Origin of the sequence: Chromobacterium sp. Beijing, from assembly GCF_021496765.1 — a bacterium.
GTDB lineage: Bacteria > Pseudomonadota > Gammaproteobacteria > Burkholderiales > Chromobacteriaceae > Chromobacterium.
Map to the genome: position 1 here is coordinate 366580 of NZ_CP053750.1, position 26979 is coordinate 393558.

Annotated in this window: 31 protein-coding genes; 22 read left to right on the forward strand and 9 right to left on the reverse strand. The window is 65.0% G+C overall.

All coding sequences use genetic code 11. From position 1 onward, the window contains the following. Positions 1–40 precede the first annotated feature (40 nt). The 11 genes from fliS to HQN78_RS01785 all read left to right on the forward strand — a co-directional run bounded on the left by fliS (position 41) and on the right by HQN78_RS01785 (position 7162). Positions 41–433, forward strand: coding sequence for a flagellar export chaperone FliS (gene fliS, locus HQN78_RS01735; RefSeq protein WP_048407819.1), 393 nt, complete (start codon positions 41–43; stop codon positions 431–433). Next, on the forward strand, positions 420–707 hold the full coding sequence (locus tag HQN78_RS01740) for an ABC transporter substrate-binding protein (protein ID WP_235087531.1): 288 nt from the start codon (positions 420–422) through the stop codon (positions 705–707). The genes fliS and HQN78_RS01740 overlap by 14 nt, the downstream gene beginning before the upstream one ends. Next, a complete protein-coding gene (locus HQN78_RS01745) occupies positions 704–1711 on the forward strand; it encodes a flagellar hook-length control protein FliK (protein ID WP_235087534.1) in 1008 nt (335 codons plus the stop codon). The genes HQN78_RS01740 and HQN78_RS01745 overlap by 4 nt, the downstream gene beginning before the upstream one ends. Before the next feature lie 17 nt (positions 1712–1728). Next, on the forward strand, positions 1729–2172 hold the full coding sequence (gene fliL / locus HQN78_RS01750) for a flagellar basal body-associated protein FliL (protein ID WP_107799889.1): 444 nt from the start codon (positions 1729–1731) through the stop codon (positions 2170–2172). 6 nt (positions 2173–2178) lie between these two features. After that, positions 2179–2871 (forward strand): RNA polymerase sigma factor FliA, encoded by a 693-nt coding sequence (locus tag HQN78_RS01755; RefSeq protein WP_107799888.1) that lies wholly within the window; start codon positions 2179–2181, stop codon positions 2869–2871. Between the two features lie 17 nt (positions 2872–2888). Then, complete coding sequence (gene motA, locus HQN78_RS01760; RefSeq protein ID WP_107799887.1) at positions 2889–3755, forward strand: flagellar motor stator protein MotA; 867 nt, start codon at positions 2889–2891, stop codon at positions 3753–3755. Between the two features lie 13 nt (positions 3756–3768). After that, on the forward strand, positions 3769–4752 hold the full coding sequence (locus tag HQN78_RS01765; protein WP_235087536.1) for a flagellar motor protein MotB: 984 nt from the start codon (positions 3769–3771) through the stop codon (positions 4750–4752). A gap of 222 nt (positions 4753–4974) precedes the next feature. Continuing rightward, complete coding sequence (locus HQN78_RS01770) at positions 4975–5667, forward strand: Crp/Fnr family transcriptional regulator (RefSeq protein ID WP_107799885.1); 693 nt, start codon at positions 4975–4977, stop codon at positions 5665–5667. A 102-nt stretch (positions 5668–5769) separates the two neighbouring features. Then, positions 5770–6039, forward strand: coding sequence for a flagellar biosynthesis anti-sigma factor FlgM (gene flgM, locus HQN78_RS01775; protein ID WP_048415766.1), 270 nt, complete (start codon positions 5770–5772; stop codon positions 6037–6039). Next, the gene (gene flgN, locus HQN78_RS01780; RefSeq protein ID WP_107799884.1) at positions 6040–6465 is read left to right on the forward strand and encodes a flagellar export chaperone FlgN; all 426 of its coding nucleotides are present in this window, start codon (positions 6040–6042) and stop codon (positions 6463–6465) included. Next, complete coding sequence (locus tag HQN78_RS01785) at positions 6446–7162, forward strand: glucosaminidase domain-containing protein (RefSeq protein ID WP_235087539.1); 717 nt, start codon at positions 6446–6448, stop codon at positions 7160–7162. The genes flgN and HQN78_RS01785 overlap by 20 nt, the downstream gene beginning before the upstream one ends. Positions 7163–7669: 507 nt before the next feature. On the opposite strand, the gene HQN78_RS01790 is transcribed toward HQN78_RS01785, so the two are convergent. The 3 genes from HQN78_RS01790 to HQN78_RS01800 form a co-directional block, all read right to left on the reverse strand. After that, a complete protein-coding gene (locus HQN78_RS01790; protein WP_107799882.1) occupies positions 7670–8077 on the reverse strand; it encodes a VOC family protein in 408 nt (135 codons plus the stop codon). Between the two features lie 122 nt (positions 8078–8199). Then, a complete protein-coding gene (locus HQN78_RS01795; RefSeq protein WP_227104198.1) occupies positions 8200–9378 on the reverse strand; it encodes an MFS transporter in 1179 nt (392 codons plus the stop codon). A gap of 15 nt (positions 9379–9393) precedes the next feature. After that, on the reverse strand, positions 9394–10128 hold the full coding sequence (locus HQN78_RS01800) for a hypothetical protein (protein WP_107799881.1): 735 nt from the start codon (positions 10126–10128) through the stop codon (positions 9394–9396). 441 nt (positions 10129–10569) lie between these two features. On the opposite strand from HQN78_RS01800, the gene HQN78_RS01805 reads away from it, so the two are divergent. The 3 genes from HQN78_RS01805 to HQN78_RS01815 all read left to right on the forward strand — a co-directional run bounded on the left by HQN78_RS01805 (position 10570) and on the right by HQN78_RS01815 (position 13120). Next, the gene (locus HQN78_RS01805; protein WP_107799880.1) at positions 10570–10869 is read left to right on the forward strand and encodes a hypothetical protein; all 300 of its coding nucleotides are present in this window, start codon (positions 10570–10572) and stop codon (positions 10867–10869) included. A gap of 188 nt (positions 10870–11057) precedes the next feature. After that, positions 11058–11609: a GNAT family N-acetyltransferase gene (locus tag HQN78_RS01810; RefSeq protein WP_107799879.1), complete on the forward strand. Its 552-nt coding sequence runs from the start codon at positions 11058–11060 to the stop codon at positions 11607–11609. A 185-nt stretch (positions 11610–11794) separates the two neighbouring features. Further along, complete coding sequence (locus HQN78_RS01815; protein WP_107799878.1) at positions 11795–13120, forward strand: PAS domain-containing methyl-accepting chemotaxis protein; 1326 nt, start codon at positions 11795–11797, stop codon at positions 13118–13120. Between the two features lie 223 nt (positions 13121–13343). On the opposite strand, the gene HQN78_RS01820 is transcribed toward HQN78_RS01815, so the two are convergent. Then, the gene (locus tag HQN78_RS01820) at positions 13344–14807 is read right to left on the reverse strand and encodes a hypothetical protein (RefSeq protein WP_235087541.1); all 1464 of its coding nucleotides are present in this window, start codon (positions 14805–14807) and stop codon (positions 13344–13346) included. A 294-nt stretch (positions 14808–15101) separates the two neighbouring features. Here HQN78_RS01820 and HQN78_RS01825 point away from each other — a divergent pair, with 294 nt between their 5' ends. Genes HQN78_RS01825 through frdD form a run of 5 tightly spaced genes read left to right on the forward strand, consistent with a single transcriptional unit; the run spans position 15102 to position 19722 of the window. Further along, positions 15102–16427, forward strand: coding sequence for an anaerobic C4-dicarboxylate transporter (locus tag HQN78_RS01825; protein ID WP_107799876.1), 1326 nt, complete (start codon positions 15102–15104; stop codon positions 16425–16427). 13 nt (positions 16428–16440) lie between these two features. Beyond that, a complete protein-coding gene (gene frdA / locus HQN78_RS01830) occupies positions 16441–18225 on the forward strand; it encodes a fumarate reductase (quinol) flavoprotein subunit (protein WP_235087543.1) in 1785 nt (594 codons plus the stop codon). Further along, a complete protein-coding gene (locus HQN78_RS01835; protein WP_235087545.1) occupies positions 18222–18968 on the forward strand; it encodes a succinate dehydrogenase/fumarate reductase iron-sulfur subunit in 747 nt (248 codons plus the stop codon). Before frdA ends, HQN78_RS01835 begins: the two co-directional genes overlap by 4 nt. Continuing rightward, positions 18965–19363, forward strand: coding sequence for a fumarate reductase subunit C (locus HQN78_RS01840; protein WP_235087548.1), 399 nt, complete (start codon positions 18965–18967; stop codon positions 19361–19363). Before HQN78_RS01835 ends, HQN78_RS01840 begins: the two co-directional genes overlap by 4 nt. Continuing rightward, positions 19360–19722, forward strand: coding sequence for a fumarate reductase subunit FrdD (gene frdD, locus HQN78_RS01845; protein WP_235087551.1), 363 nt, complete (start codon positions 19360–19362; stop codon positions 19720–19722). The genes HQN78_RS01840 and frdD overlap by 4 nt, the downstream gene beginning before the upstream one ends. Before the next feature lie 80 nt (positions 19723–19802). On the opposite strand, the gene HQN78_RS01850 is transcribed toward frdD, so the two are convergent. Next, positions 19803–20048, reverse strand: a complete 246-nt coding sequence (locus HQN78_RS01850; protein WP_081545763.1) for a hypothetical protein — start codon at positions 20046–20048, stop codon at positions 19803–19805. 131 nt (positions 20049–20179) lie between these two features. Beyond that, on the reverse strand, positions 20180–21082 hold the full coding sequence (locus tag HQN78_RS01855) for a LysR family transcriptional regulator (protein ID WP_235087553.1): 903 nt from the start codon (positions 21080–21082) through the stop codon (positions 20180–20182). Positions 21083–21191: 109 nt separating this feature from the next. Between HQN78_RS01855 and HQN78_RS01860 the strand changes: the two genes are divergently transcribed. Together HQN78_RS01860 and HQN78_RS01865 are read left to right on the forward strand one after the other, a co-directional pair. Then, a complete protein-coding gene (locus tag HQN78_RS01860; protein WP_235087556.1) occupies positions 21192–22571 on the forward strand; it encodes an MFS transporter in 1380 nt (459 codons plus the stop codon). A 15-nt stretch (positions 22572–22586) separates the two neighbouring features. Next, positions 22587–22985, forward strand: coding sequence for a hypothetical protein (locus tag HQN78_RS01865; RefSeq protein WP_235087558.1), 399 nt, complete (start codon positions 22587–22589; stop codon positions 22983–22985). Positions 22986–23009: 24 nt separating this feature from the next. Here the strand turns inward: HQN78_RS01865 and HQN78_RS01870 are convergent, their stop codons facing one another. Beyond that, the gene (locus HQN78_RS01870; protein WP_235087561.1) at positions 23010–23852 is read right to left on the reverse strand and encodes a LysR family transcriptional regulator; all 843 of its coding nucleotides are present in this window, start codon (positions 23850–23852) and stop codon (positions 23010–23012) included. 248 nt (positions 23853–24100) lie between these two features. Here HQN78_RS01870 and gloA point away from each other — a divergent pair, with 248 nt between their 5' ends. Then, entirely contained in the window at positions 24101–24496 is a 396-nt protein-coding gene (gene gloA / locus HQN78_RS01875) for a lactoylglutathione lyase (RefSeq protein ID WP_107799868.1), read from the forward strand. A gap of 55 nt (positions 24497–24551) precedes the next feature. Here gloA and HQN78_RS01880 read toward each other — a convergent pair whose 3' ends face one another. After that, on the reverse strand, positions 24552–26180 hold the full coding sequence (locus HQN78_RS01880) for a methyl-accepting chemotaxis protein (protein ID WP_227104188.1): 1629 nt from the start codon (positions 26178–26180) through the stop codon (positions 24552–24554). A gap of 236 nt (positions 26181–26416) precedes the next feature. After that, positions 26417–26968, reverse strand: a complete 552-nt coding sequence (locus tag HQN78_RS01885) for a hypothetical protein (RefSeq protein WP_235087563.1) — start codon at positions 26966–26968, stop codon at positions 26417–26419. Between the last annotated feature and the right edge of the window lie 11 nt (positions 26969–26979).

A 26979-nucleotide genomic window follows, 5' to 3' on the forward strand; every position in this document is an offset into this window, starting at 1 on the left:
CCCCCTCCCGCCTATTGAATTAGAACAGGAGCACGACAACGTGGAATACGACGCCTACCGCAGCTATCACGCGGTCAATCTGGAAGCGCAGACCCACGCCGCCTCGCCGGTGCAATTGGTGCTGGTGCTGTTCGACGGCCTGCTGGAAGAAATGGCGCGCGCGCGCGGCCATCTGGAAAACCAGCGCTACGAGCAAAAGGGCGAGAGCATCAGCAAGTGCATCAACATCCTCAACGGCCTGTCCAGCGCGCTGGACTTCGATTCCGGCGGCGAGGTGGTCACCAATCTGGCGCGGCTTTACGACTACTGCGCCTACCGGCTCTACCACGCCAGCGTCAATCTGGACGTGGCGGCGCTGGACGAGGCGGAACAGCTACTGATCAAGCTCAAGGGCGGCTGGATAGGCGTGCGGGACCAGCATGAAGCCGCCTGATCCGGCCGCGCTGGAAGCCGCCATCCGCCGCGCCTGCGCCGAGCGCGACTGGGAGCGCCTGGCCGCGCTGGACCAACTCTTGGCCGAGCTGCTGCGCACCCAGCCTCAGGCGCTGGACGCCGCCGCGCGCGCCGCTCTGCGCGCCGCCTACCGCGACGCGCTGGAAGTCTGCCGCGCCGACTCCGCGGAACTACAAGACAAAATCGCCGCGCTGAGCCATCAGCGCGACGCGCAAATCGCCTACGCCGAAGTCAGCGACTGGAATCAAGCATGAACGTATCCTTGCCCCCCAATCTTCTCGCCGGCGGCGCGTCAACGCCCGCCGACGTCGCGCCGGCCGATCCCCTGCTGGACCCGAACGCGGCGGCGCCGGCGTCCGGCGGCGACTTCGCCAGCGCCTTGCTGGCCAGCCTGATGGACGGGCAGAACGCCGCGCCGGCGGCGGACGCAGACGCAGACGCCGAGGCCCCCGCGGGCGACGAGGCCAAGGCCGGGACGCCGGCGGCGCAGCCGCTCGCCCTGGCCGCGCCGCCGTTGCCGGCGACGCCGGCCATGCCGCAGCCGCTGGCTCCGACGCCGCAGGCCGGCGCGCCGGCGCAGCCCGGGATGGACGCGGCCGCGCTTGTCGCCAGCGCCGCGACGCCGCGCCGGAACGCCGAGACGGCGCTGCCGGCGGACGCGCTGTCCGCCGCGCTCAACACCCTGGCGCCGTTGCCGGCCAAGCCGGCCGCGGCCGGCGAGGCTCAGGCCGGCCGCGAAACGCCGGCGCCGGCGCAAGCCGCCGCGCCCTTATTGGCCGCCATCGCGCCGCAGCCGCAGGACAAGGCCGGCGCGCCGCTGCCGGAATGGGCGCCGATCAAGCTGCCCGCGGAACAATCGGCCAAATGGGGCGACAAGCTCAGCGCCGCGCTGGGCGAGCGCCTGCAAGTGCAAAGCAGCCACGGCATGGACCGCGCGCTGATCCGGCTGGACCCGCCCTCGCTGGGCTCGCTGGAAATCTCCATCCGCCACGAAGCCGGCGCGCTGCAAGTGCAACTGACCGCCTCGCACGGCGAAGTGGTGCGCCAGTTGCAAGCCATCGGCGACGCGCTGCGCCAGGACCTGTCCAACCGCCAATACACCCAGGTGGCGGTGGAGGTGCGCGAAGGCGCGCCGGGGCAGGGCGGCCAGCAGCGTCAGGAACGCCAGGGGCAACAGCAGCCGCAACGCGCGCCGGGACGGGCGCTGGCGGAAGCGGGGCAGGGTGATGGACAAGGCTTCTGGCTGGGCCAGGGCTGAGCAGCGGAAGCACAAGAATGAATCGAAACATCGTAGTGATTTTGATCGTGGCCATCGTGACGGCGCTGGCCGCAGGCGGCGGCGCCTGGTGGTGGCTGAGTTCGCGCGCGCCGCAGGCCGCGGAAGCGCCCAAGCCGGCGGCGGCGCTGGACGCGCGCTTCGTCAGCATGGACAAGGTGATCGTGATGCTGCGCGGCGGGGAATCCGCCACCCGCTTCATGGCGGTGGACCTGGTGTTCCGCAGCAATGAAAAGCAGGAGGCCGAGGTCAAGTCCCAGCTGCCCTTCCTGAAGAGCATCGCCGTGCGCGCGCTGTCGGAGCTGCCGGCGGACAAGGCGCTGACGATGAGCATAGACGACTACCAGCGCTTGCTGGCCAAGGCCTATGCCGGCGGTTTTCTGCGCGAGCGACGCGACGCGCCGTTCAGCGAGGTGATGGTCAGCAAATTGATCATCGAGTAAGCCGCCATGTACGCCAGTTACGCCGAAGCCCCGGCCAGCGCCGGCGGCGAAGCCGAGGCGCTGCGTCAGTACGCCCATCTGGTCAAGCGGGTGGCGCGCCAGCTGTCGTCTCAGGCCGGCGGCGTGTTCGACCGCGAAGACATGGAGCAGGTGGGGCTGATGGCCTTGCTGGAAAGCCTGCGCCGCTACGGCGAGCCGGACGACAAGTTCGCCGGCTTCGCCATTTTGCGCATTCGCGGCGCCATCCTGGACGAATTGCGCCGGCTGGACTGGCGGCCGCGCTCGGTGCGCCAGGAAGCCCACCGCGTGCGCGACGGCCTGCGCCTGCTCAGCCGCAAGCTGGGGCGCGAACCCAGCGAAGCCGAGGCGATGCAGCTGCTGGGCCTCAGCGCCGAGGCCTATCAGGAGGCGTTGCTGGCCGACAACGCGGAAGCGCTGTCCAGCTTCGACGAACTGATGGCCCAGGGCCTGGAGCCGGCGGCGGAAGACAATCCGGAACAGCGGCTGGCGCTGAAAAGCGCCTTGACCGTGGCCTTGCAGGCGCTGAACCCGCGCGAACAGCAAGTGATCCAGCTGTATTACGAATTTGAACTGAGTCTCAAGGAGATCGCGGCGGTGCTGGCGCTGACCGAAGCGCGCGTCTGCCAGATCAACAAGAGCGCTCTCAAAAAAATGCAGGCCTGCCTACAAGCGGCCTGAGCCCGAGGAAAGAAAACATGCAGCAATTATTCGGCATTCTGATCGTGCTGGTTTGTGTCTTTGGCGGCTTCATGCTGCATGGCGGCATCCTGTCCGTGATCTGGCAGCCGGTGGAGCTGCTGATCATCTGCGGCGCCGCCGTCGGCGCCATCGTGCTGGGCAATCCGCAGCACGTGCTGACGGAAATGGGCGGCCAGATCAAGCGCGTCGGCATGCGCAAGAAGTACGACGCGGAATTTCAGCGCCAGCTGCTGCTGCTGATGTACGAACTGCTGATCACCGCCAGCCAGGGCCTGAAGGCGCTGGACGAACACGTGGAGGCCCCGCGTCAGAGCGCCTTGTTCAACCGCTACCCGCTGGTGCTGGAAGAACCCAAGCTGCTGGCCTTCATCGTCGACAACTTCCGTTTGATGGCCATGGGCAAGATCAGCGCCCATGAACTGGAGGGCGTGCTGGACCAGGAGTTGGACGCCATTCACGAAGAATTGAACCAGCCGTCCAAATCGCTGCACAAAATCGCCGAGGCGATGCCGGGCTTCGGCATCCTGGCCGCGGTGCTGGGCATCGTGATGGCGATGAACAGCGTCAGCCAGGGCGCCACCGCCGGCGAGATCAGCGAGAAAGTGGCCGCCGCCATGGTGGGCACCTTCATCGGCATCTTCTTCTGCTACGGCGTGCTGGACCCGCTGTCCAATATGATGCACCAGCTGGTCAAGCAGGAGCTGTCCAACTACGAATCGGTGAAAGTGGTGTTGACCACCCATGTGTCCGGCAAGCCGCCGCTGCTGGCCATCGACGCCGGCCGCCGCCTGGTGCAGCTGAACACCAAGCCCAGCTTCTCCCAGCTGGAAACCTGGATCAACGCGCTGGAAGGCGTGAACTGAGCGGATGGCCGGCATGGCGAATAAACCCAATCGCGAGCATGAAGCCGCGGTGATCAAGAAGGTGTCGCGCCGTCAGGATTCCGAAGGGCACGGCGGCGCGTGGAAAGTGGCGTTCGCCGACTTCGTGCTGGCGCTGATGTGCTTGTTCCTGGTGCTATGGGTGCTGGCCGCGCGCGACCAGGAAAACCTGCAGCAATTGCTGACTGCCGGCGGCGGCAGCCCGCTGAAGGCCGGCGGCTCGCGCAGCATCGAGCATACCGGCACGCCGCCGGGCAGCCTGATCCCGCGCGACCCGATTCCGGGCCAGCCCACCACCACCACCAAGGCCGACTCCCTGCTGCAGGAGAGCAACAAGGTGGCCAAGAAAACCTTCGACGGACAGGGCCAGCGCAGCCTGGACAGCGTGGCGGATCTGGAAAAGCTGGCCGGCCTGCTGGCCAAGATGAGCCGCGACGCCGGCCTGGCCAGCAATCTGCAGACCGTGGTCACGCCTTACGGCTTGCGGGTGATGCTGCACGACACCGACAACCAGGGCATGTTCGAGCGCGGCAGCGCCATCGTCGAGCCGCGCTTCAAGCGGCTGTTGCACGATATGGGCGAGATGTTCGGCCATATCGACAATCAATTGCTGATTGTCGGACACACGGATGCCGCGCAATACCGGACCGCCGGCTTCGGTTCGTTTTCGAACTGGGGTCTGTCCAGCAACCGCGCGATGGCGGCGCGGCTGCATCTGCTGGAAGGCGGCATGAACGCCGCCGGCATTTTGCAAGTGGTGGGCATGGCGGACCGGGCGCCGCTGGACGCCGGGCACCCGCTGGCCGCCTACAACCGCCGCATCGAGCTCTTGGTGATGACCAGCAAGCAGGCGCAGGCGGTGGTGGCCATGTTCGGACCGCCGGGACAGAGCGGCAATCGCGAGACCAGTGTTGTAAGTTCGCCACTACAGAAATCCGATCTGGATAGCGCGCTGCAAGATGGCCTAACTCCCCGCTGAACTTTTATTTTTTTGGGTTCAAAACAAAAGCCTGATTCGTTTCAGGCTTTTTTTATGTGTGTTTTTTCACACTTTTGTTAACCGCTAATATTATAATCCGCACCTGATTAATAAAAATCCGAGCGAAAGACTCGGATGATGTTGACAAAAAAGACGCCAAAAGGCGGCAAACATCTGCGGGAAAGTCGATTCAATCGCAAGACTATCGGGGACGACGTGGTCATGAATGAAAACCACAATATCAAAGCCTTGTTAAGAGGCACACATCTGTTCGGACATCTGGACAACGACAAACTGGACAAAGCGCTGGAACTGGCCGAAAGCCGCCGCCTGAACAAGGGCGAGGTGCTGTACAACGAGGGCGATAGCGCCAACGAGGTCTATCTGCTGGCCAGCGGTTGCATGCAAGTCTTTGTTTCGGATGGACTCAGCAAGAAATACATTCTGCAAATCTGCGCTTCCGGGGAGCTGATCGGCATGGTCGGCTTCATCGACAGCGGCGAGCGCAGCTCCAATTGCGCGGCGGACGAGGACAGCCACCTGCTGGTGTTCAGCCGCGACAGCCTGATGCAGTTGTTCGATACCGAAGACGGCCTGCCGCACAGCCCGGAGGCCCGCACCCGCATCATGTGCCATCTGGTGCAAGTGGTGCGCCGCATGTCCACCAAGGCCAAGAACCTGGCGCTGATGGATGTGTACGGCCGCGTGCGCATCCTGATCAATCAAATGCTGGAAGAGCAGGACGGCGAGGAAATGGTGCTGAAAAAGCAGCTGACCCAGCAGGAAATCGCCGACCAGATCGGCTCCTCCCGCGAGATGGTGGCGCGCATCCTGAAGGAACTGGTGTTCGGCCGCTATATCCGTCTGGAAAACCGGCGCATTGTCGTTCTGAAAATGTTACCGGTAAATTTTTAAGTTTTTTTTCAGACTGTCGCCTTGAAAGGGTAAGGGCGGGCCGCAGGGCCCGCTCCGAGCGGCCGCGCCGCTCGCACAGCCTAACCAGACGGATTCCAAACTATGCAAATCAATTCGACCTCGTCGCAACGCCGCGAACTGGCGGTCGGCGGCCAGAGCGCCGCCGCGGAAACGCCGGCCCGCGCGCCCGCCGCCGTCGCCGCGCCCGCCGCGAGCCAGGACATGGCGCCGGCGGTGGCGGAACTGCGCGCGCTGCCGGACATCGACATGAAGCGGGTGGAAGAAGTGCGCGCCGCCTTGGCGCGCGGCGAAGTGCGCTTCGACGCCGCCCGCCTGGCCGATCTGGTGGAGCAATACCACCGGAGCCGCTGAATGAATCGCGAGCAAGCCTTCAAACAACTGCTGGCCACCGTGCAGCAGGATCTGCAAGGCTACGGCCGCTTGGAGCAACTGCTGGAACAGCAGTTCGCCGCCGCGCTGGCGCATCAGGCCGACGAGCTGCGGCAGCTGGGGGCCGACATCGTCGCCCAATGCGACGCCTTGCAGGCCAGCCGCGACCAGCGCCTGCAACTGGCCGGCCAATTGCTGGGCCGCGGCCGCGCCGCCTCGATGGACGCGGTGCTCAAGCTTTTGCCCGCCGCTGCGGAACAAGCCTGCCGCCAGCGCTGGAACGCGCTGGTGGAGCAGATCCGTTTGTGCCAGACCCTGAACCTGCGCAATGGCCAGCTGCTGCAACAGCAGCAGGACCTGATGAACCGCGTGCTGAATGGAGACAGCGATGTTTACTGTGCGCAATGACATCGGCGCCGGGCCGGACTTCGGCGCCGACGCCGTCGCCTTGCCGTTGATCGGCCAGGGCGGCGGGGACGGCGAGCGTTTCGCCGACCAATGGAGCGGTCAGCTGCGCAGCGAAGTGCGCGACTTCATCGAAAACGGCTCGGAGAGCTGGTCCAGCCTGTCGCCGGAAGGCGCTTGGGCGCGTCAGCGCGTCCAGGACGCCACCCTGGGCGGCAGCATGCCCTACGGCGCGGACCAGCAAGCCTTTCTCGACAGCATCGCGCCCTACGCGCAACAGGCCGCCGCCAAATTGGGCGTGGCGCCGGAACTGGTGGCCGCTCACGCGGCGCTGGAGTCCGGCTGGGGCCAGCGTCCGCTGACCCGCGCCGACGGCGGCAGCAACCACAATCTGTTCGGCATCAAGGCCGGCAAGGGCTGGCAGGGCGAAGTCAGCCGCGCCTTGACCACCGAGCATGTGGACGGCCGCGACGTGAAGCGGACGGAAAGCTTCCGCGCCTACTCCGGCCTGCAAGACGCCTTCGCCGATTACGCGCAGCTGCTGGCCGGCAATCCGCGTTATCGCGGCGCGCTGGGCGTGGGCGGCAACGCCCAGGCCTTCGCTCAGGCGCTGGCGCAGGGCGGCTACGCCACCGATCCGGGCTATGCGGACAAGCTGCAAAAGGTGGCGGCGGGCATTCAGGCTCGCAGACAGCCTTGAACGCGGACTCACGCGACACAACCCCTGAAGACGCTGTCCGCTTCAGGGGTTTTTTATATCCGCCGCGCGCGGCCGCCGGCGCGGCGAATAAGCGTCATTGACGATATTTAATACCAATTCAATGCCAGTTTGAATTTCGGCATTTACTCCAAACGGTTGTTTGAATTAACGCGATTAGGGCGGGCGGATTAAACCCCCTATTATCGAAGCGGTTTAGACTAGAGTATTTATGTCTAAATAAAAAAATCAAAACCAGTAATATTTAAAACCGCCAAACCCAGTTTGCCGGAGCGGCCTGTGAGCCGGCGCTTAGCGCCGAAAGACGCCGCTCACGACGGGCGCGGCGACGCCGGGTTCAACAGCGGTTTGGGGTTTTGGAGCTCAGGCCTTGCGGCCGCGGAGGCGGCTCAGAGGGCCGAAGCGGCGCTCGCCGCGCCGTCAGGAAGCGCGGCAGGCATTGAACAGGTTCTATGGTATCGCCGCAGCGCAGCAGATCGTAAACAGCTTCTAAGGGGAGGGCGGGCCTTTCAGCTCCACGACATTGCCCTCCGGGTCCTGCAAGTACAAGGAGGGGCCGTCGCCCTCGGCGCCGTAGCGCTGGGCGGTTTCCCCGGCGCTGAGGCCGTGGCTTGCGAGGTGGGCGCGTATCGCCTCCTCGTCGAAAGGCTCGACGCGGAAACAGAAGTGATCCAGATTGCGGCCTTCCGCGGCCGGTGCGCGGCCGCCGGCCCGGCCCAGCGGGCCGTCCACCGGCACCAGGTCCAGCAGCGAATGCCCGGCGCGCAACTGCAACAGCCCCAAGTCCTCTCGCCGGCGCTCCACCGTGCAGCCCAGCACCTCGCGGTAAAAGCGCTCCATCTTGGCCAGGTCGCTGACCCGCAGCACGATATGGTCGATCTCCCGAATGGCAATCATGACGTTTCCTTAGTTGTATGGCATTTTATTTTGTATTTGTCATGATGCGTCCGACGCGCGGATTTGCAAGCCGATGCCGGAATTGTATTTCTTAATGCCAACGATAGCCTTCGAACAGCTTCTTAGGCCTGTTTGGCGTCCGCCGGCCGCAAGCCCGGCCCGAAGGGCAGCAGCAAGAGCGCGCCGGCCAGGGTCAACAGCCCGGCCGCGGCGCAGAACCAGGCCACCGGTCTTGGCTCGCTGCTCAGGCCCAGCAACAGGGCGGCGGAAAAAATGCCCAGGTTCAACAAGCTGGCGTGATAGGAATTGAGGGTGCCGCGATAGCGTTCGGACAGGGTGCTCAAGCGGGCGTGGTGCAAGGGCCCGGCGCAGCCGTAGCCGAAGGCCCACAGACAGCCGGCCAGCGCCAGTTGCCACAGCGCGCTCAGGGGCAGCAGAAAGGCCAGGATGCCCAGCGCCGCTGCCAGCGCCGCGGCCGGCAGGGCGGCCTCGCCCAGCCGCCTTTGCAACGGCGGACCGCAGAGATTGCCCGCGATGACCACCAGGCCCAAGCCGCCGGCCAGCAGGCCGCCGCCGGTGGAACTGAGCGCCAGCTTGCGCGCGGCCACCTCGGCCACCACCGCGCCGAAGCCGGCCACCCAACCCAGCCACAGATAGCTGACGCATAGCCGGCGCCGCGCGCCGGGCGTGCGCCAGGCGCCGGCCAGGGTGGCCAGGAAGCCGCCGCCCGCCGTCAGGCGGCCGCCGTCGGCGCGGAACCAGCGCCGCACCGCGGCCCAGGCCAGCAGGCCGGCCGCCGCCAGCGCGTAATAACTGGCCTGCCAGCCGGCGGTGTCCGCCAGCCGCCCGGCCAGCGCCGGCGTCAGCACGAAGGCCAGCATCAGCCCGATGAAGACCTGGCCCAGCCTTTGGCCCAGCTGGGCGCGCGGGGCCAGGTCCGCCACCAGCGCCAGCGCATTGGGCTGGATCACCGCCGCGCACAGCCCGCTCAGCGCGGACAGCGCGACGGCCGCGTTCAGGCCGGGGGCGGAGGGCAGCAGCGCGCAGCACAGGGCGAAGCCGAGCAGGCCCAGCTGCAAGGGCGGCCTGCGGCCAAAGCGGTCGGACAGCGGGCCGGCCAGCAGCGCGAACACGCCGTAGCACAGGCCGTAAGCGGCGGGCAGATAGGCGATGGCGCTGGAGGGCACGCCGAAATGGCGGCCCATCATGGCCATCATCGGGCCGGCCGCCACTTCGGCCGATCCGATGATGAACATGCAGCAGAACAGGGCGGCCAGCTGGCGGCGGCTTATGCCGCCCATGCGCGGCCGGAAGAATCAGAAGAAATGGATCTCAAGCCGGATATCCTCGATATGTTGCCAATCTATGCCGTCCCGGCGGTAGGCGTCCGGATCGTAGACGCCGTCATCGTAAGCGTCGTCGGGGTCTATGGACAAGCCGGCGCAGATGTAGCGGCGCAGATAGTCGTGATCGCTGGGCACGATGGCGGCCTTGCCGCCGCGCGACACGTCGAGGATGTAGTTGATGTCGCCCACCTGATAGCGCTGAATCAGCGCCGCCGCCTGGCCGAAGCCGATGTCGGCCAGCAGATCGGCGGCAAAGCGGTTGGCGCCCACCTCGAAGGACACCCGGTCCTTGCGTTTCTGCTCCGTCATCGGCGGCGGCTGATCCAGGCCGCTGCCCTGGCCGGCGGTTTCGTAATAGTGCAGCGCCGTCTGCACCCCGCGCAGGTCGTAAATATAGTCATAACGCTCGATGTTCTTGCGCCTGGCCGCGCAGATGAAAAAATAATGCCCCAGGCTGTGCAGAATCATGAAGGCGCGGGAAGCCGGCGACACCCCGCGCGCAAAGCGGATGTCGCGTCCCTTGATGATGGTCTTGATATTGAAGGGATGCGCGTCGGTTTCGGAATACTCCAATTGATACAGCTGCCGCAGCTTGGCTTGCAACTGCTGCAGGTCCCGGGCGGACATCATGGCCAGCACTTTTTCGATCTGAGCGTCGATGTCTTCGACAACCGGGCTGTCCAATACGGCTTGGTCTAGGCTCATGGCGAGACTCCTTCCAAGTTAGGGTCAATCAAAGAGCGAGCCGGACCGCCGCTCGGCCCGTGGGCGCGGCGGCTTGTTGATATGGAGCGGGCATGAAGGCGGATGGCCGCCGCGGCGGCCGTCTTGAAACAGGCGACGGAATGCTTCTGCGGCGGCGGAGCGCTTGCCCTTCCGTATTATGGCCAAGCCCGGCGGAGAAGGCGCCGGCCTAAAGACTAGCTTTCACGCCAGGAGAGCGAGGCAAGGCGAAGACAGCTGAGAACGCGGAATGTACAAGGGTATATGAGCGTTTCGAAGGGAGGGTCAACGCGGTATCGCTGACGCGCAGTAGGCTTTAGAACCGGTTCTAAGTGTTTTCCGGTTTTGCCGGCCCTTGGCCGCGGCGCTATATCGCTAAATAGCAGGCGGCCTGCCCGCCGGTTCAACGGGAAAGGATGGAAGATGAAGGTTTCTGAATTCTTGCAGGATGGTTTCGGCAGCTTTTCCGCCACGCGGCTGGCTTTCCTGCTGTGGGCGCTGGGCGTGCTGCTGGTCTGGGCCTACACCTCGATCCAGAAAGGCTCGCCGTCCTTGCCGATAGACAATTCGGTGATCGTGGTGCTGGGCATTCTGATGACCGGCAAAGTGACGCAAAGCTTCAGCCCCGGCGATAGCCCGCAAATCCAGGCCGCCAACGCGCAGGCCCAGGCCCCCCAGCCTGCGCCCGCCGCACCGGCCGGCAGCCCGGCCTTGACCGCCTGATCCGCTTCTTCAGCCGTTTGCGCCTTGTCCCGCTCTTGTTCGCAAGACCTTGAGCGGGCCTAGATAGGCTTTCTATTGGCGAGCGATCTTCTAGAATGGAGTGCGGTCTCCCGCTGTACACAATAAAGCGCGGCCGGGTCCACTCGCTTGCAAGCGCGGGGGCCGGCCGCCTCATTCTGGTGCTCGTGATGAATGTGATAACCCCGCCGTCTATCGATCTGCAGGGTTTCAGCCTGCGTCCCATGGAAATGTTGGATATTCCGGACTGGTACGACTATCTGCGCCTGCCCGAGGTGGCGCAGCATCTGCGCTGGGAGCTGCAATCGGCGGCGGATCTGGCGCCGCTGGTGCAGGCCTATCGCTCCGACGAGCCGGGCGCGCCGTTGCGGCTGGCCATTGTTGACGACGAATCGGGGAATCTGGCCGGTTCGGTTGGTTTCGACGCCGTCTGGCCGGAGGATCGCAAGGCGGAGATCGATTTCGACCTGGCGCCGGCCTATTGGGGGCGCGGTCTGGGGCAGGCCGCCTGCAAGGCGGTCACGGTCTGGGCCTTTGTCGGTTGCGGCTTGTACCGGGTACAGGCGGTGGCGCGCGACGGCAACCGGCGCGCCGAGCAATTGCTGCGCGGCAGCGGTTTTCAATACGAGGGTTTGCTGCGGGGCTATCGCCAGGTGCGCGGCGAGCCGGGCAATTTCAAGATGTTCTCGCGGCTGGTCACCGATCCGGACGCTGAAGCTTGAGCGGCGCGCGAGCGCCCTGGTCACGCCGCCGCAAGGCGGCTTGTTTTTGCGCGGCCCGGCATTTTGGCCACCGGGGGGCGGTAGGTGTTTTTACGGTTTGACATTGGCATGACCGGCTTTGTAAATAAAGAGTGGAAGAGGAGCGCTGACGGCAAGGACGATGACTCGAGCGGAAAGGTTGCTGCATGTTCAATATGGCGTTGAAACGCAAATTGCGGGATACGGTGGCGGAGCTGCATAAACAGCAGGGCGTGTTGCAGGCGATAGACCGCTCGATGGCGGTGATCGAGTTTTCGCCGGACGGCGTGGTGCGTTCCGCCAATGCCAATTTTGAAGAAGTGATGGGCTACCGCGCCAGCGAGGTGATAGGTCAGCATCACCGGCTGTTTTGTCCGGCCGACTACGTGAGCAGCGCCGAGTACGCCACCTTCTGGAGCCGGCTGAAGCAGGGGCATTTCGTCAGCGACCGCTTCAAGCGAGTGACCAAGGACGGCGAGATCGTGTGGCTGGAGGCCAGTTACAATCCGGTGCGCGACGAAGCCGGCCAGGTGACGGCGGTGGTCAAGTTCGCGCTGGACGTGACCAAGTCGGTGCAAGCCGAGCTGGAGGCCCGCAACACCATGAAGGCGGTCAGCCGCTCCATGGCGGTGATCGAATTCTCCATCGACGGCATCGTGCTGCGCGCCAACGGCAACTTCCTGAGCACGGTGGGCTACACCGAGCAGGAAATCATCGGCCAGCATCACCGGATCTTCTGTTCTCCCGATTATGTGCACAGCCCGGCCTACGCCGAGTTGTGGCAGCGGCTGAACCAGGGCACCTTCATCGCCGGCAAGTTCGAGCGCCGCGACAAGCAGGGCCGGCCAATCTGGCTGGAGGCCAGCTACAACCCCATCGTCAACGACGAGGGCGAGGTCTATAAAGTGATCAAGTTCGCGCTGGACATCACCGAGGAAGAAGAAGCGGCGCAGCACGACCTGCATCTGGTGAAGGAGGCGCACCGCTTGTCCGCCGCGTCCGACGCGGCCTCGTCGGACGGCCTGGCGGTGATCAAGGACACCATAGGCGAGATGAGCCTGATCGCGGACAGCGCCGAGCGCTCGGTCAAGATCATCGAGGATCTGGACTCCAAAACCCTGCGCATCACCTCCATCGTCAACACAATCCATGAGATCGCCGATCAGACCAATCTCTTGGCGCTGAACGCGGCGATCGAGGCGGCGCGGGCCGGCGAACAGGGCCGCGGCTTCGCGGTGGTGGCGGACGAGGTGCGCAAGCTGGCCGAGCGCACCAACGCCTCCACCAAGGAAGTGGCCGGCATGATAGACGACATCCGCAACGGCACCTCGTCTGCCAGCGAGAGCATCCATGAGATGCAGGTCAAGGCGCGGATGGGCGAGGAGCACGCCGGCGTGGCCAGCACCTCCATCGACCAGATCCGCAGCAGCACCGCCCAGCTGAGCGAGGTGGTGAGCCATTTTTCGGCGGTGCAGGCGCAGAAAACGCCTTAAGAACCTATTCAATGCCTGCTGCGCGTCGTCGATGCGGCGTTGAAAACGGCTTCGAAGCGCTCATGTACTACGTGTACATTCCGCTTTCTCAGCTGTTTTCGCCTTGCCTCGTCTTAGCTCGCGAGACTTTGAACAGCTTCTAAAAACCTGCTCGAAACCGCGCGCCGTACCCTGCGCCCATCCCCCGTCCGGAGGATGGGCGTTCGTCTTCAGGCCATGCCGCTTAATCCGCGCCGTCCGCGATGGACCACAGGAAGTCGGTTTGCAGATTGCCCTTGAACATGGGCGCATTGCGCGGGATGTAGAAATTGGTGGCGTAGCCTATCGGCTTGACCGTGCTGTCCATCTTCACCGAGGCGCCGGAGTGGCAGGTCATACAATTGCTCTGTATGCCCAGGGTGCCCTTGAAGGTGGTCTTGGTCTTGGGGTTGTAAATGCCCACGTTCACCGGTGGTGGGGGCTGGAAGACGCTGCTGCCGAAGCTGGCCTCCAAGTAGGGGTTGTACACCGTGACCGGCGAGCCGACGCTCTTGCCGCCGTTCACCGGCTGGTTGGGCGCCACCATCTGGTAGCCGATGGACATCGCGTAATGCGCCGCCGGCCAGGGCAGTTGCGCCGGACGCGCCTGGGCCACGGCGACGGAGCTGGGCAGCGGCGGCTTGGCCGGGGCCGGCGTCCAGAAGAAGGTTTGCCAGGTCCATTCCGTCATCTCGCGCGAGGTGACGTGCATCGCCATCAGGATCAGGGTGTCGCCGGGCTCCACCGGCTGTTTCAACTGGTTTTGCGCCAGGCTGGAAAACAGGGCGGCGTTGGCGGTGGTGATCGGGATGCGGATGAAGTCGCCCAGGCCGAAGGTATTGGCGGCGCTGGGGCTGCTACAGGAAGCATCCACGCTCTGAGCCGCGGAGCGGCCCGGGTTCTTGGCGTCGATGTAGACGCAGCCGGGCCAGGCCTCCTCCGGAAAGCCGCCGCTTTGCATCGCCGGCGTCGGCTTGGGCGTGCCGGGCCAGGCCGGCATCACATACAAGGAGGTGCCCGGAATCATATTGGCCTTGTTGACCAGCTTGTATACCGGCTTGATGGTGACGGCGGTGCTTGGGAAGGCCGGAATCGACGCGTTGCCGGCCTGGTAGAGCTTGTTCAGCGCCGCCTTGGAAAACAGCTGGTTCTTGCTGGCGAAGGCGGCGGCGCTCGGGTCGTAGCCCACCATTTCAAACGAAGAGGTGTCGCGCACGCCGCGGGCGGATTGGTCCTGGCTTTGGCTCAGCGCCGCCAGCCGCGCCTGCAGCTTTTCCATGAAGCCGGGAATGCGCATGAACTGGCGCGGCACGCGCAGCCGCATCTGGCGCGGAGCCGCCGCCAAGGCCGACGTCGCGTTGGCGGCCGCGTCCGCGGGCAGGGCGGCCACCTCGTTCGGCGTCAGCCAGGTCAGATAGACCGGCGCGTTGGCGAGTCCGTATTCGGTCTGGCCGCTGGGCATGGTCAGCGCGGCCCACATGCCCCAGCCGTGGCGGTGGATATTGCGGGCATGGGCGGCGCTGGGCTGATTGATCCACTGCATCAGCGTGGATTCCGGTTCCGGGAACTGGTAGCCGGGGATGCCGGGATTGGGCAGCGGCACCGGCTGCGCGGCGGCGTAGCCTGTCAGCAGCAGGCCGGCGAGCAGGGACAATTCATGGCGTTTCATCACGAGATCTCCAAACGGGGTCTTCAACTGGGCGGGAAGGCCGCGGGCCTCTGCCCTGGTATTGGCGTCAATTGGGCATGCGCAAGCCGCATGCTGCCCAGTTATAGCCATACGGAATATCATGGTTAGCCGTTATTAAGGTCAGTGGAGCAGGCTGGAGGGCTTGAAAAAAGCCGGTTTTCAATGCCAATGGTCTGTTTTGAAATCGTTATGATCCGGACTTGATCAAGGTCTATTAGCCGATGCTGTTAATCCCTATAACAGCGAAAAACAATGGCTAATAGGGACAAGATCATGTGGGTTTTCTGGATACAATTCGCGCTGCTGCTGACGGCGATACTGATGGGCATACGCCGCGGCGGCGTGGCCCTGGGCATGATAGGCGGGCTGGGCGTGGCGGTGCTGTGCTTCGTGTTCCGCGTGGCGCCGGCGGAGCCGCCCATCACCGTGATGCTGATCATCCTGGCGGTGGTCACCGCCTCGGCCACGCTGCAAGTGGCCGGCGGCCTGGACTTCCTGGTGCAGCAGGCGGAGCGGCTGATGCGCCGCCATCCGCAGCAAATCACCTTCCTGGCGCCGCTGTCCACCTTCCTGCTCACCATGTGCGTGGGCACCGGCCATGCGGTGTATTCGCTGCTGCCGGTGATCGCCGACGTGTCGCTGAAAACCCGCATCCGCCCGGAGCGGCCGATGGCCATGGCCAGCGTGGCCTCGCAGATGGGCATCACCGCCAGCCCGGCGGCGGCGGCGGTGACCTCGCTGCTGGCGATGACCGCCCACAGCGGCCAGCCGCTGACCCTGTGGCAAATCCTGATGGTGACCGCGCCGTCCGGCCTGCTGGGCGTGCTGGCCGCCGCCTGCTGGAGCCTGCGCCGCGGCGTGGAACTGGACCGCGATCCGGAATTCCTGGCCCGGATGCAAGACCCGGACTTCCGCGCCTCGGTGGAAAAATCCGTCACCACCCTGGACAAGACCCTGCCGGCGGCGGCGCGGCAATCGGTGGCGCTGTTCTTCTCCGGCATCCTCGTCATCGTGCTGCTGGCCTTGTTTCCGCAATGGCTGCCGGTCAGCCAGGGCAAGCCGGTGCCGATGACCACGGTGGTGCAGTTCGTGATGCTGGCCTTCGGCGCCTTCATCCTGTTCCGTTCCAACGCCAAGGCCGCGGTGATCGCCCGTTCCGAGGTGTTCACCGCCGGCATGATCGCCGTGGTGTCCATCTTCGGCATCGCCTGGATGAGCGACACCTTCGTCAAGGCCAACGAGCCGCTGCTGGTGGCCAATATCAAGGCCATGGTGGCCTACGCGCCGTGGACCTTCGCGCTGGCGATGTTCGCGGTGTCCGCCTTCGTCAAGAGCCAGGCCGCCACGCTCACCATCATGGTGCCCTTCGGTCTGGCGCTGGGCCTGAGTCCGCATCAGCTGCTGGCCATCATGCCCTCTTGCTACGCCTATTTCTTCTTCGCCTTTTATCCCAGCGACCTGGCGGCCATCAATATGGACCGCAGCGGCACCACCCGCATCGGCAAATACCTGCTCAACCACAGCTTCATGATGCCGGGGCTGATAGGGGTGGGGGTGTCCACGCTGGCGGCGTACGGATTGACGCATTTGTACTTCTAAGTGAGGAAAGCTTGTGGAAACTTACCAAGCAGACATCGTGATCGTGGGAGCGGGGGGCGCGGGCTTGCGCGCCGCCATCGCCGCCGCCCAGGCGGACCCGGCCTTGCGCATCGCGCTGGTGTCCAAGGTCTACCCGATGCGCAGCCACACCGTGGCGGCCGAGGGCGGCTCCGCCGGGGTCAAGCAGGCGCACGACAGCTTCGACGCCCATTTCAACGACACCGTGTCCGGCGGCGACTGGCTGTGCGAGCAGGACGTGGTGGAATACTTCGTTAGCCAGTGCCCGGAGGAAATGGTGCAGCTGGAACGCTGGGGCTGCCCGTGGAGCCGCAAGGAGGACGGCAGCGTCAATGTGCGCGCCTTTGGCGGCATGAAGATTGAACGCACCTGGTTCGCCGCCGACAAGACCGGCTTCCACATGCTGCACACCCTGTTCCAGACCTCGATCCGCTTCCCGTCCATTCGCCGTTTCGACGAATACTTCTGCGCGGATCTGATCGTGGAAGACGGCGAGGCGCGCGGCGTGCTGGCGATAGACATCGCCAGCGGCGACAGCCTGCTGATCGAGGCCGGCGCGGTGGTGATGGCCACCGGCGGCGCCGGCCGGGTGTTCCGCGAAAACACCAACGGCGGCATCGTCACCGGCGACGGCATGGCGCTGGCTTACCGCCACGGGGTGCCGCTGCGCGATATGGAGTTCGTCCAATACCACCCCACCTGCATGCCCGGCACCGGCCTGTTGTTCACCGAGGCCTGCCGCGGCGAAGGCGGCCTGCTGGTCAACAAGGACGGCTACCGCTATCTGCAGGATTACGGCCTGGGCCCGGCCGAGGACAAGCCGCGCAATAAATTCATGGAACTGGGCCCGCGCGACCGGCTGAGCCAGGCCTTCTGGTACGAGCAGCAGCAGGGCCGCACCGTGGAAGGCCCGTGGGGTTCCGCGGTGTACCTGGACCTGCGCCACCTGGGCCACGCCAAGCTGCGCGAACGGCTGCCGCAAATCTGCGAGCTGGCCGAGGAATTCCTGGGCATAGACCCGGCCAAGGCGCCGATTCCGGTGCGGCCGGCGGTGCACTACACCATGGGCGGCATCCTGGTCGACGGCCGCTGCGCCGCGCCCATGCCCGGCCTGTTCGCCGCCGGCGAATGCTCCAGCGTCGGCATCCACGGCGCCAACCGCCTGGGCTCCAACTCGCTGGCGGAACTGTCGGTGTTCGGCAAAGTGGCCGGCGAAGAAGCCGCCCGCTGCGCGCGATCGCGCCGTCCAGCGCGGCGCGAGGCGCTGCAACAGCAGGCCGAGGCCGCCGAGGCGCGCCTGCACGCGCTGCGCGCGCGCGAAGGCGGCGAACGCATCGCCGAACTGCGCCGCGAAATGGCGGAAACCATGGAAGCCGGCTGCGGCATCTACCGCTTGGAAGCCTCGATGCAGGCCACCTGCGACAAGCTGGCGGAACTGAAGCAGCGCTTCCGCAATGTGCATGTGGAAGACAAATCCAGCGTCTGGAACAGCGACTGGCTGCTGGCCATCGAGCTGGGCTACCAGCTGGACGTGGCCGAGGCGATGGCGCATTCCGCGCTGCAACGCCGCGAATCGCGCGGCGCCCATCAGCGGCTGGACGGCTGCGAGCAGCGCGACGACGCCAACTTCCTCAAACACAGCCTCGCCGTCTACCAGGGCGCGGACGCGCCGCGCATAGATTACGGCGCAGTGAAGATCACCAAATCGCAGCCGGCGGTGCGCGCCTACGGCGCGGCCGGACTGGCGGCGGAAGCCGCGGCCAAGGAGGGCAAGGCATGAGCGAACAGACCAAGACCATAGCCGTGATGCGCTACCGTCCGGAGCAGGACAGCGAGCCGTGGCTGCAAAGCTTTGAAGTGCCGTACCGCGACGACATGTCGGTGCTGCAGGCGCTGCAATACATCCGCGATTATCTGGACGGCGGCCTGGCTTTCCGCTGGTCCTGTCGCCAGGCGATTTGCGGCAGCTGCGGCATGATGGTGGACGGCGTGCCCAAGCTGGCCTGCAAGACCTTCCTGCGCGATTACCCCGGCGCGGTGCGCATCGAGGCGCTGAATCACTTCCCGATAGAACGCGATCTGGTGGTGGTGCTGGACGACTTCATCGCCAAGCTGGAAAGCATCCAGCCCTATATCGTGCCCAAGGAAGACAAGCCCTTGTCCGAGGGCGAAACCCTGCAAACCCCGGCGCAGATGGACTGGTACGCCCAGTTCAGCAGCTGCATCAACTGCCTGCTGTGCTACGCCGCCTGCCCGCAGTACGGCCTGGACGACACGTTCCTGGGGCCCGGCGCCATCGCGCTGCTGCACCGCTACAATATGGACACGCGCGACGGCGCGGCCGAAGAGCGGATGGAGCTGCTGGCCGCGCAGGAAGGCGTGTTCAACTGCACTGCGGTGGGCTACTGCTCCGAGGTCTGCCCCAAAATGGTGGACCCGGCCAATGCGGTCAACCTCAACAAGACGGCGGTGGCCAGGGATTACTTCCTGCGCTTCGCCCGGCCCAAGGGGGCGTGCAAATGAGCAAGCGCAAACCGTATGTCCGGCCAATGGAAGGCTGGTGGCGCAAGAACCCTTACTTCATCGAGTACATGGTGCACGAAGGCACGGCGCTGTTCGTCGCCGGCTACGCGCTGACCCTGCTGTGCGGGCTGTGGCGGCTGAGCCAGGGGGAGGCGGCCTGGAACGGCTTCATCGCCGCCTTGCAAAGCGCGCCGGCCTTGCTGCTGCACGCGGCGGCGCTGGCCATGATCGCCTACCACAGCTACACCTGGTTCAAGATCATGCCGCGCACATTGCCGCCGCTGACGCTGGCCGGGCGGCGGGTGTCCGCGCTGGCCATCACCGCCGGCGGCCTGGCCGCCGCCGCGGTGTGCAGCGCCGCGCTCTTGATGCTGGTATGGGGGATGACGGCATGAAACCGGAACTGAAACGCTCTCACGCGCCCATTTTCTGGGGCTTGTTCGGCGCAGGCGGCATGCTGGCCGCCTTGTTCGGCCCCATGCTGGTGTTCATCACCGGCATCGCCGCGCCGCTGGGCTGGCTGCCGGACGGCGCAGCCGATTACGCCACGCTGCAGGCGCTGGCGCAAAGCCTGATCGGCAAGGCGCTGCTGTTCGGCCTGATCGCCCTGCTGTTGTGGCACGCGGCGCACCGCATCTACCACAGCCTGCACGATGTCGGCGTCCGCGGCGGGCCGCTGGCCAAGGCCTGCACCTATGGAGTGGCGGCGCTGGGCACGCTGGCGGCGGGGTTGTTGCTGGCGGTGGGCTTCTGAACGGCTTGTGGCCGGGAGTGAAACGATAGGCTAGGACGGCGCTTTGCGGCGCCGTCCTTTCTTTGCCCGTAGCAGGCGGATCAGCGCCCCATGCTCACCACCCACAAAAGGGGAAGCAGCAGAAACAATAGGGTGAAGCCGAACTGGGCTCCGGCCGTGTGCCGGCGCAGCTTCCAGAACACCAAGCAAGTCAGCGCCAGCCAGAATGCGATGGCGAACAGCGCCATATTGAGCATGTTTTCGCCCATGCTGCCCACGTCGGCCAGACAGCATTCGGACAAGAGCAAGAGGGCGGGCAGGAGCGAGGCGGCGCGGAGGTAGGACATTCGAGTGGCTTATTGGGGGCGAAGCGCACATTTTGCATCAAGGCCGCGGCTTTGCCCACCGTTCAGCGCAGGCCTGCGTGGACGCGGCGCCCGCGCCGCTGGCAATGACCGGGACAATCGCGGGCGGCCCGCTAGCCCGCCGCCTCGCGCTCGCGCAAAAAATCGATGAAGGCCCGCACCTTGGCCGGCACATGGCGGGTGCGCGGGTAGAGCGCGTGGATGCCTTGCTGCGGGAAGCCGTGATCGGGCAGCAGCCGGCAAAGCCGGCCGGCTTGCAGATCGGCCTTGACCAGCCAGTCCGGCAGCAGGGCCACGCCTAGGCCGGCCAGCGCGTAGGCGCGCAGAATGGACGCGCTGTCCGAACTCAGCCGCGGCAGGCCATGCTGGCGCCAGGCTTCTTGGCCGCCGTCCGGCGTGTCCACCAGCCAGGGCTGGGCGTGCTTGAGCCGGCTGTGTCCCAGCCAGGGCAGCCGGCTCAGCGCGGCCAGGTCGCGGACGTCCCCGTCCGGCCGCTGCGCCAGCAGGGCCGGCGCCGCCACCGGGAAAATATCGAACTGAGCCAGCGGCACCGCGTGCAGATCGGTTTCCGGCAGGCGGCCCAGGCGGATGGCGACGTCGAAGCGTTCGGCGATCAGATCGGCGTGCAGCGAGGAGGTGGACAACTGCAGTTGCAGCGCCGGGTGGCGCAGGGCGAAGCGCTCGATCGCCGGCGCTATCCTGGCCAGGCCGTATTCCAGCGTGGCGGTGACGCGCAGCGCGCCGCTGAGCTCGCCGTGTTCGGCGCGGGCGTCGTCTATCGCCAGCCGCGCCTGCTCCAGCATGTCGGCGCAGCGCTGGTAAAAACGCGCGCCGGCGTCCGTCAGCGCCAGGCTGCGGGTATTGCGGATCAACAGCGCGACGCCGATTTCCTGCTCCAGGCGCTTGATGTTGAAGCTGACCACGGCGCGGGTCTGCCCCAGCGCGGCGGCGGCGGCGGTGAAGGAGCCGGCGTCCGCCACGGCCTTGAAGGTTTCAAAACGATCCAGACTGACCACGGCACCGCCTGTTATTGTCAAAAATATTTTGACAGTTTAGCCGGCGGCGGCCGCTATTTCCAGCGCCGCCCCCTGTCTATACTCGGCCCCTTTACCGTGGAGAGCGCCGATGTCGCTTCGTTCGAAACTGACCCTGGTGTACCTGCTGGGCTTTGCGCTGGACCTGATCAATATGTTCATCGCCAGCGTCGCCTATCCGGACATCGGCCGCGGCCTGGGCGCGTCGCTGGCGCAGCTGGCCTGGGTGGGCAACGCCTATATGCTGGGCCTGACCTTGGTGATCCCGCTCAGCGCGTGGCTGGCCGGCGCTTACGGCGAGCGGCGGGTGCTGCTGGGATCGCTGGCGCTGTTTCTCGCCGGGGCCGCGCTGGCGGGCGCGGCCCCGTCCATCGAAGCCCTGATAGGCTGGCGCGCGCTGCAGGGCCTGGGCGGCGGCCTGCTGATCCCGGTGGGCCAGGCCATGGTTTACCGGCATTATCCGCCGGCGCTCCGCGCCCGGCTCACCGCCCTGATCATGGGCGTGGCGCTGATCGTGCCGGCGCTGTCGCCGGCGCTGGGCGGGCTGATCGTGGACGCCTTGTCCTGGCGTTGGGTCTTGCTGGCCAGCGTGCCGCTGGCCCTGCTGACGTTGTGGCTGGCGGCGCGCTGGCTGCCGGAAGACCGGACCCCGGCGCGGCGCGGCGCGCTGGACCTGTCCGGCCTGGCCTTGCTGGCCGTCGGGATGGCCTCGTTGCTGTTGGGCTTGACCTGGCTGGGCGAAAGCGGCCATCTGGCGTGGGGACTCGCCGCGTTGTTATTGGCCGCCGCCGCGCTGGCCGGCTACGCGCGGGCGGCCGCCGGCAAGACCGAGCCGGCGCTGAAGCTGACGCTGTTGCGCGGGCGCCTGCTGCGCACCGCCATGCTGGTGTATCTGTTCGTCCCCGGCGTGTTCATGGGCGTCAGCCTGGCGGCCATGCTCTATCTGCAAGAGGTGCTCAAGCTGAGCGCCGCCGCCGCCGGCGGCCTGATGCTGCCCTGGGCGCTGGCCTCCGCGCTGGCGATCAGCCTGACCCGCGGCCGCTTCAACCATGGCGGCCCCAAGCCCCTGCTGCTGCTGGGCATGCTGTTCCAGAGCGCCGGCATCGTTGCGCTGGCCCTGGGGGCCAGCGCGCCGGGGCCGCTGATCGCCGCTTACGCCCTGATGGGCTTCGGCGGCAGCCTGTGCAGCAGCGCGGCGCAGAGCGCTGCTTTTCTGGATATCGCCGAGGCCGAGCTGCGGCAGGCCAGCGCGCTGTGGAACATCAACCGCCAGTTCAGTTTCGGCCTGGGCGTGGCCGTGATCAGCCTGTTGCTGAACGCGCTGACTCATTACAGCGGCGCGCCGGCGGCCACCGCCCAGGTCTACCAAGCCTGTTTCTTCATCGCCGCCGGCCTGACCCTGGCGCCGGCGGTTTTCGTGCTGCGCATCCACACCCCGACGGTGCTGGCCCTGCTGCGGCCCAGCCACTAACAGAGAGAAAGTCCGATGACCAAGCCCAATCCCTATTTCGACGAAGTGATCTCCGCGCATATCGCCATCCGGCAATGGTTCGCCGGCCCGGCGGACGCCGCCGCGCTGGAGGCCCTGATGGCGCGCTTCTCGCCGCGCTTCACCATGGTGGCGCCCAGCGGCGCGCAGCTGGATCTGGACGGGCTGCGGCAGCTGTTCGCCCGGACCGGCGGCGGCAAGCCGGGTTTGGAGATCGCCGTGGATCAACTGGCCTTGCTGGATGAACACGCCGGCGGCGCGACGGTGGCTTATCGCGAAGCGCAATACCTGGGCGGCCGGCCGAGCAGCCTGCGGTTGGCCACCGTGGTGTTTGAGCGCGACGCGGCCGGCGCGCCGCGCTGGCGGCATTTGCAGGAAACCTTCTGCCTTGAGTGAGTTCGCGCAGCGCGGCGCCGGCCTTCAGTCCGCGGCGATGGACTGGACGAAACCGTCAACCAATGCGGAGTCCTGCTGCTTGCGCCAGATGAAGTGGATGTCGCTGATCGCCAAATCCGGCAGCGCGAAGCCGCGGTAGCCGTCTTGCGGCCGGCACAGGCTTTCCGGCACGCAGGAAAAGCCGGCGCCGGCGGCGACGCAGGCGAAGATGGCCGGATAGGATTCGATCTCCAGCACCGCGCGCGGTCGCACGCCGGAGGCTTGCAGCCATTGATCCACCAGCCGGCGGTAATGGCAGGCCGCGCCGAAGGTGTACAGCTCCAGCCCGGCCAAGGCCTCCGCCGTCGCCGCGGCGGTGTCCGGCGGCGCGATCAGCGTCAGCTTCTCCCGGAAAGCCAGCCGGCTGGTCAGCAGCGGATGCTCCACCGGTCCGTCGCTGAGAATCAGGTCCAGCTCACCATCCTGCAGCTGGCGCTCCAGTTCCAGCGAATGGCCGGCGCGCAGATGCAGCTCCACCTCGGCGTGCTGGCGGCGGTAGCGGGCGATGCGGGCGGGCAGATGGGTGGCCAGAGCGCCGTCCAGCGCGCCCACTCTCAGCAAGCCGCGCGCGGGCGCGCCGTCGAACAGGCCGCGCACCTCCTCGGCCTGTTGCAGCAGGCCGCGGGCGTGGCGGTAGAGCAGATGGCCTTCCGGCGTGGTCAGCAGGCGACGGTTTTCGCGGCTGAACAGCTTGACGCCCAGTTCTGCCTCCAATTCCTGCAAGCGGGCGGTGAGATTGGACGGTACCCGGTGCAATTGCTCGGCGGCGGCGGCGATGCTGCCTTGCTCCACCACCGCGCAGAAGAAATTCAGTTGCGAGAGTTTCATGTTTCGCTTTTTGTGATTGATCCGTACATTATAAGTCGCTTTTTGTGGGTAATGAGCGCGGCTAAGATGACCGCGATCTAAGAAGCTGTTCAAAGTCTGCTGCGCCTCAGCGATACGGCGTTGAAACCCGCTTTGGAATGCTCATCTACCACCGGTACATTCCGCTTTTTCGCTCGCTTTCGCCTTGTCTCGTTCAGGCTCGCGAGACATTGAACAGGCTCTTCATCTCAACCATCAGGAAAAAGCGCATGAGAATTCTGCACACCATGTTGCGCGTGGCCGATCTGGACGCCGCGCTGGCCTTCTACACCCGGGCGCTGGGCATGCGCCTGCTGCGCCGCAACGACTTCCCGGACGGCCGCTTCACCCTGGCCTTTGTCGGCTATCGAGACGAAACCGAGGCCGCCGCCATCGAGCTCACCCATAACTGGGATCAGGGCGATTACCAGCTGGGCAACGGCTATGGCCATGTGGCGATAGAAGTGGACGACGCCGCCGCCGTCTGCGAGCAGGCGCGCGCGCTGGGCTACACCGTGGCGCGTGAAGCGGGGCCGATGAAGCACGGCCGCACCGTGATCGCTTTTTTGCAGGACCCGGACGGCTACAAGGTGGAATTGATCCAGAAGGGCACTCAGTACGACTGAGCGCGGAGAAGGGCGGGCCCGCGCTTGCCGGACCCGCCTGGTTTGAACCCCGTTTTTAGAGCCGGAAACGCGCGGTCACGCCCTGCAGGTTCTGCGCCAGCGCATTGAGCTGGCTGGAGGTGGTGGCCAGTTCTTCCACCGTGGCGCTGTTTTCCTCCGCCATCTGCGATACCCGCTCCATGCTCTGCGCCAGGTTCAGGCTGGCGGTGCGCTGCTCGCTCAGCGCGCTGGTGATGTTGCCGATGGACTGCACGATGGAGTGAGTGCTGCCTTCGATCTCCTGCATGGAGTCGGTGGCCTGGCCGGCGCCGTCGGACACCGTGCCCACGCTGGTCAGGCTCTGCTCCATGCTGCCCACCACCCGGTTGGCGCTGCCCTGGATGGAACCGATCATCTGAGTGATTTCCTGAGCGGAACTGGCGGTGCGTTCCGCCAGCTTGCGCACCTCGTCCGCCACCACGGCGAAGCCGCGGCCCATCTCGCCGGCGCGCGCCGCCTCAATCGCCGCGTTCAAGGCCAGCAGGTTGGTCTGGTCCGCCACGTCGCGGATCACCGTGACGATATTGCCTATCTTCTGTACTTCCTGGGTCAGGCCCTTCATCTGGTCCGAAGTGGCCGCCACCGAAGACGACACCGATTCGATATTGCCCACCGACGCCTTCACCGCATGGCCGCCGCGGCTGGCCAGATCGCCGGCCATCGCCGCCTGGCGGGAAGCCTCGTTGGAATTGTCCGCCACGTGGTTGATGCTGACCGTCAGCTCCTCGATGGTGGCGGCGGCCTCCGAGGTGGCCTCGGACTGGCGCTGAGCGCCGTGGGCCACCTGTTCGGACATGCTGGCCAGCTCATGGGCGGAGTCCGACACCTCGTTGGCGTTTTTCTGGATGCTGGCCACCACCTCGCGCAGGCCCTGGCGCATCTCCTGAATATCCTTGGCCATGGCGATGGCCTCGTCGCGCGCCTCCGGAATCGGCTCATCGTGGCCGGACAAATCGCCCTGCTTGATATTACGCACCAGCTGCGCGGATTTCTTCAGCGGCACCGTCACCAGATTGGCGATGAACATCGCAATCGCCACCGCGGCGATCAGGGCGATCACCGCCACGGTGATCAACACCGTCACCGCCTCGCTCTGCGCGGCCTTGCTGCCCTCGATAGACTTTTGCATCAAGTCTTCCTGAAAGTCAGACATCTCTTTCAGCGCCTTTAAAAACGCATTGTTGGCCGGCGCAAAAGTCTTCATCAGAAAGGTTTTGGCTTCCTCGTTCTTGTTGGCGCGCGCCAAGGCGTACAAGGGCTCGAACTGACCGCCCAGATTGGCGCTGGCCGTCTTGAGCTTGTCGAACAGCTCCTTCCCCTTGGGCGTGGACAACAGCTTTTCCATCTGATCCATATTGACGGCGTTGGCGGCGCGGAACTCCTCCACCTTCTTGATATGGGTCTCGGTCTCCTCCGGCGTCTGCACGATGATGGCGTTGCGGATGGAGCGGCCCACGTCCAGCGTGGTGACGCTGATCTTGTTGGCCAACACGATCTTGGGATAACGGTCCTCGGTCACATCGCGGATCTTGTCCCCAATGGTGTTCAACTTCATCATCGCCACCGCCACGATGATGGCGATCAGAATGATCAGCAGGCCAAAGCCGGCCAACAGTTTTTGCTTGACGGTCAACTGGTGCAGCATGGAGCGCTCCCCCGGACAGATATTGTGCCTATAGTGCCGCGACGCGCCCTGCCAGAGCCGCGGCCTCTTGATGAAACATAGTTGCCGGATTGGGCTAGATCAAATCATGCTTATCGCGCTTATCAATTTTTTGCTGGGGAAGAATGGGGGAGGCTGCAGTGGGCGAGTGGGCAGTGATGATATGTCATATGAATGATGTTGGCGGAGGTTTTTGGACTACCCCCGCCGTTGAGAAATTAGCGGTTTTTTACCAAGTAAATAGGCTGAAAAATAAGACTAATGAAAGTCAAATGCGCAATGAAATAGAACATCATTACATGACATGACGCCAAGATTGAATAAAGTATCGGGTTGGTGGCGGCTGCTCGAATGATATGCCTGCCAGACTCAAGGTTGGAACCGTCAAAATAAGTAATGTACACCATGAAGGCAAGCATTCCGCCGATGGCGAATAGCGAAAGAGTCACTCGTTTCCAGCTGAAATGGCTTAAATCCAAGTTGCTGGAAGCAAAAGCCCGACGAAATAGAAAAATAATTGCGATAAAGTAAATTGGGATACTGAGACGAATGTACGAGAAAGTTACGGCAGCCGTGTTCTTTAGCGTCTCAGATTCCATGCCGCCAGAACCCGTTAAATGCTTGAGAGACAAGAAATTGAAGATTGGCGCTAGGGATGAATCCCCCATTAGCTGAGATGCGATTCCGATAAGCAGAATGGGCGTTATGCTGGCAAATATAAAAAAGTAAAGCAAAGGAGATTTTTTTAATGTGTTTTCTATGGTTGGCATGATGGTTTTTA

Bases quoted from the DNA above. Each gene is read 5' to 3' on its own strand.
- HQN78_RS01805 (WP_107799880.1), top strand. From the start codon at position 10,570: ATGAAGGTTTCTGAATTCTTGCAGGATGGTTTCGGCAGCTTTTCCGCC.
- HQN78_RS01740 (WP_235087531.1), top strand. From the start codon at position 420: ATGAAGCCGCCTGATCCGGCCGCGCTGGAAGCCGCCATCCGCCGCGCC.
- HQN78_RS01770 (WP_107799885.1), top strand. From the start codon at position 4,975: ATGAATGAAAACCACAATATCAAAGCCTTGTTAAGAGGCACACATCTG.
- HQN78_RS01765 (WP_235087536.1), top strand. From the start codon at position 3,769: ATGGCGAATAAACCCAATCGCGAGCATGAAGCCGCGGTGATCAAGAAG.
- fliL (WP_107799889.1), top strand. From the start codon at position 1,729: ATGAATCGAAACATCGTAGTGATTTTGATCGTGGCCATCGTGACGGCG.
- HQN78_RS01885 (WP_235087563.1), bottom strand. From the start codon at position 26,968: ATGCCAACCATAGAAAACACATTAAAAAAATCTCCTTTGCTTTACTTT.
- frdD (WP_235087551.1), top strand. From the start codon at position 19,360: ATGAAACCGGAACTGAAACGCTCTCACGCGCCCATTTTCTGGGGCTTG.
- motA (WP_107799887.1), top strand. From the start codon at position 2,889: ATGCAGCAATTATTCGGCATTCTGATCGTGCTGGTTTGTGTCTTTGGC.
- HQN78_RS01745 (WP_235087534.1), top strand. From the start codon at position 704: ATGAACGTATCCTTGCCCCCCAATCTTCTCGCCGGCGGCGCGTCAACG.
- HQN78_RS01840 (WP_235087548.1), top strand. From the start codon at position 18,965: ATGAGCAAGCGCAAACCGTATGTCCGGCCAATGGAAGGCTGGTGGCGC.
- flgN (WP_107799884.1), top strand. From the start codon at position 6,040: ATGAATCGCGAGCAAGCCTTCAAACAACTGCTGGCCACCGTGCAGCAG.
- HQN78_RS01795 (WP_227104198.1), bottom strand. From the start codon at position 9,378: ATGGGCGGCATAAGCCGCCGCCAGCTGGCCGCCCTGTTCTGCTGCATG.
- HQN78_RS01755 (WP_107799888.1), top strand. From the start codon at position 2,179: ATGTACGCCAGTTACGCCGAAGCCCCGGCCAGCGCCGGCGGCGAAGCC.
- HQN78_RS01835 (WP_235087545.1), top strand. From the start codon at position 18,222: ATGAGCGAACAGACCAAGACCATAGCCGTGATGCGCTACCGTCCGGAG.
- flgM (WP_048415766.1), top strand. From the start codon at position 5,770: ATGCAAATCAATTCGACCTCGTCGCAACGCCGCGAACTGGCGGTCGGC.
- HQN78_RS01810 (WP_107799879.1), top strand. From the start codon at position 11,058: ATGAATGTGATAACCCCGCCGTCTATCGATCTGCAGGGTTTCAGCCTG.
- HQN78_RS01880 (WP_227104188.1), bottom strand. From the start codon at position 26,180: ATGCTGCACCAGTTGACCGTCAAGCAAAAACTGTTGGCCGGCTTTGGC.
- HQN78_RS01825 (WP_107799876.1), top strand. From the start codon at position 15,102: ATGTGGGTTTTCTGGATACAATTCGCGCTGCTGCTGACGGCGATACTG.
- HQN78_RS01790 (WP_107799882.1), bottom strand. From the start codon at position 8,077: ATGATTGCCATTCGGGAGATCGACCATATCGTGCTGCGGGTCAGCGAC.
- HQN78_RS01865 (WP_235087558.1), top strand. From the start codon at position 22,587: ATGACCAAGCCCAATCCCTATTTCGACGAAGTGATCTCCGCGCATATC.
- gloA (WP_107799868.1), top strand. From the start codon at position 24,101: ATGAGAATTCTGCACACCATGTTGCGCGTGGCCGATCTGGACGCCGCG.
- HQN78_RS01820 (WP_235087541.1), bottom strand. From the start codon at position 14,807: ATGAAACGCCATGAATTGTCCCTGCTCGCCGGCCTGCTGCTGACAGGC.
- HQN78_RS01785 (WP_235087539.1), top strand. From the start codon at position 6,446: ATGTTTACTGTGCGCAATGACATCGGCGCCGGGCCGGACTTCGGCGCC.
- HQN78_RS01860 (WP_235087556.1), top strand. From the start codon at position 21,192: ATGTCGCTTCGTTCGAAACTGACCCTGGTGTACCTGCTGGGCTTTGCG.
- HQN78_RS01815 (WP_107799878.1), top strand. From the start codon at position 11,795: ATGTTCAATATGGCGTTGAAACGCAAATTGCGGGATACGGTGGCGGAG.
- HQN78_RS01850 (WP_081545763.1), bottom strand. From the start codon at position 20,048: ATGTCCTACCTCCGCGCCGCCTCGCTCCTGCCCGCCCTCTTGCTCTTG.
- HQN78_RS01870 (WP_235087561.1), bottom strand. From the start codon at position 23,852: ATGAAACTCTCGCAACTGAATTTCTTCTGCGCGGTGGTGGAGCAAGGC.
- HQN78_RS01800 (WP_107799881.1), bottom strand. From the start codon at position 10,128: ATGAGCCTAGACCAAGCCGTATTGGACAGCCCGGTTGTCGAAGACATC.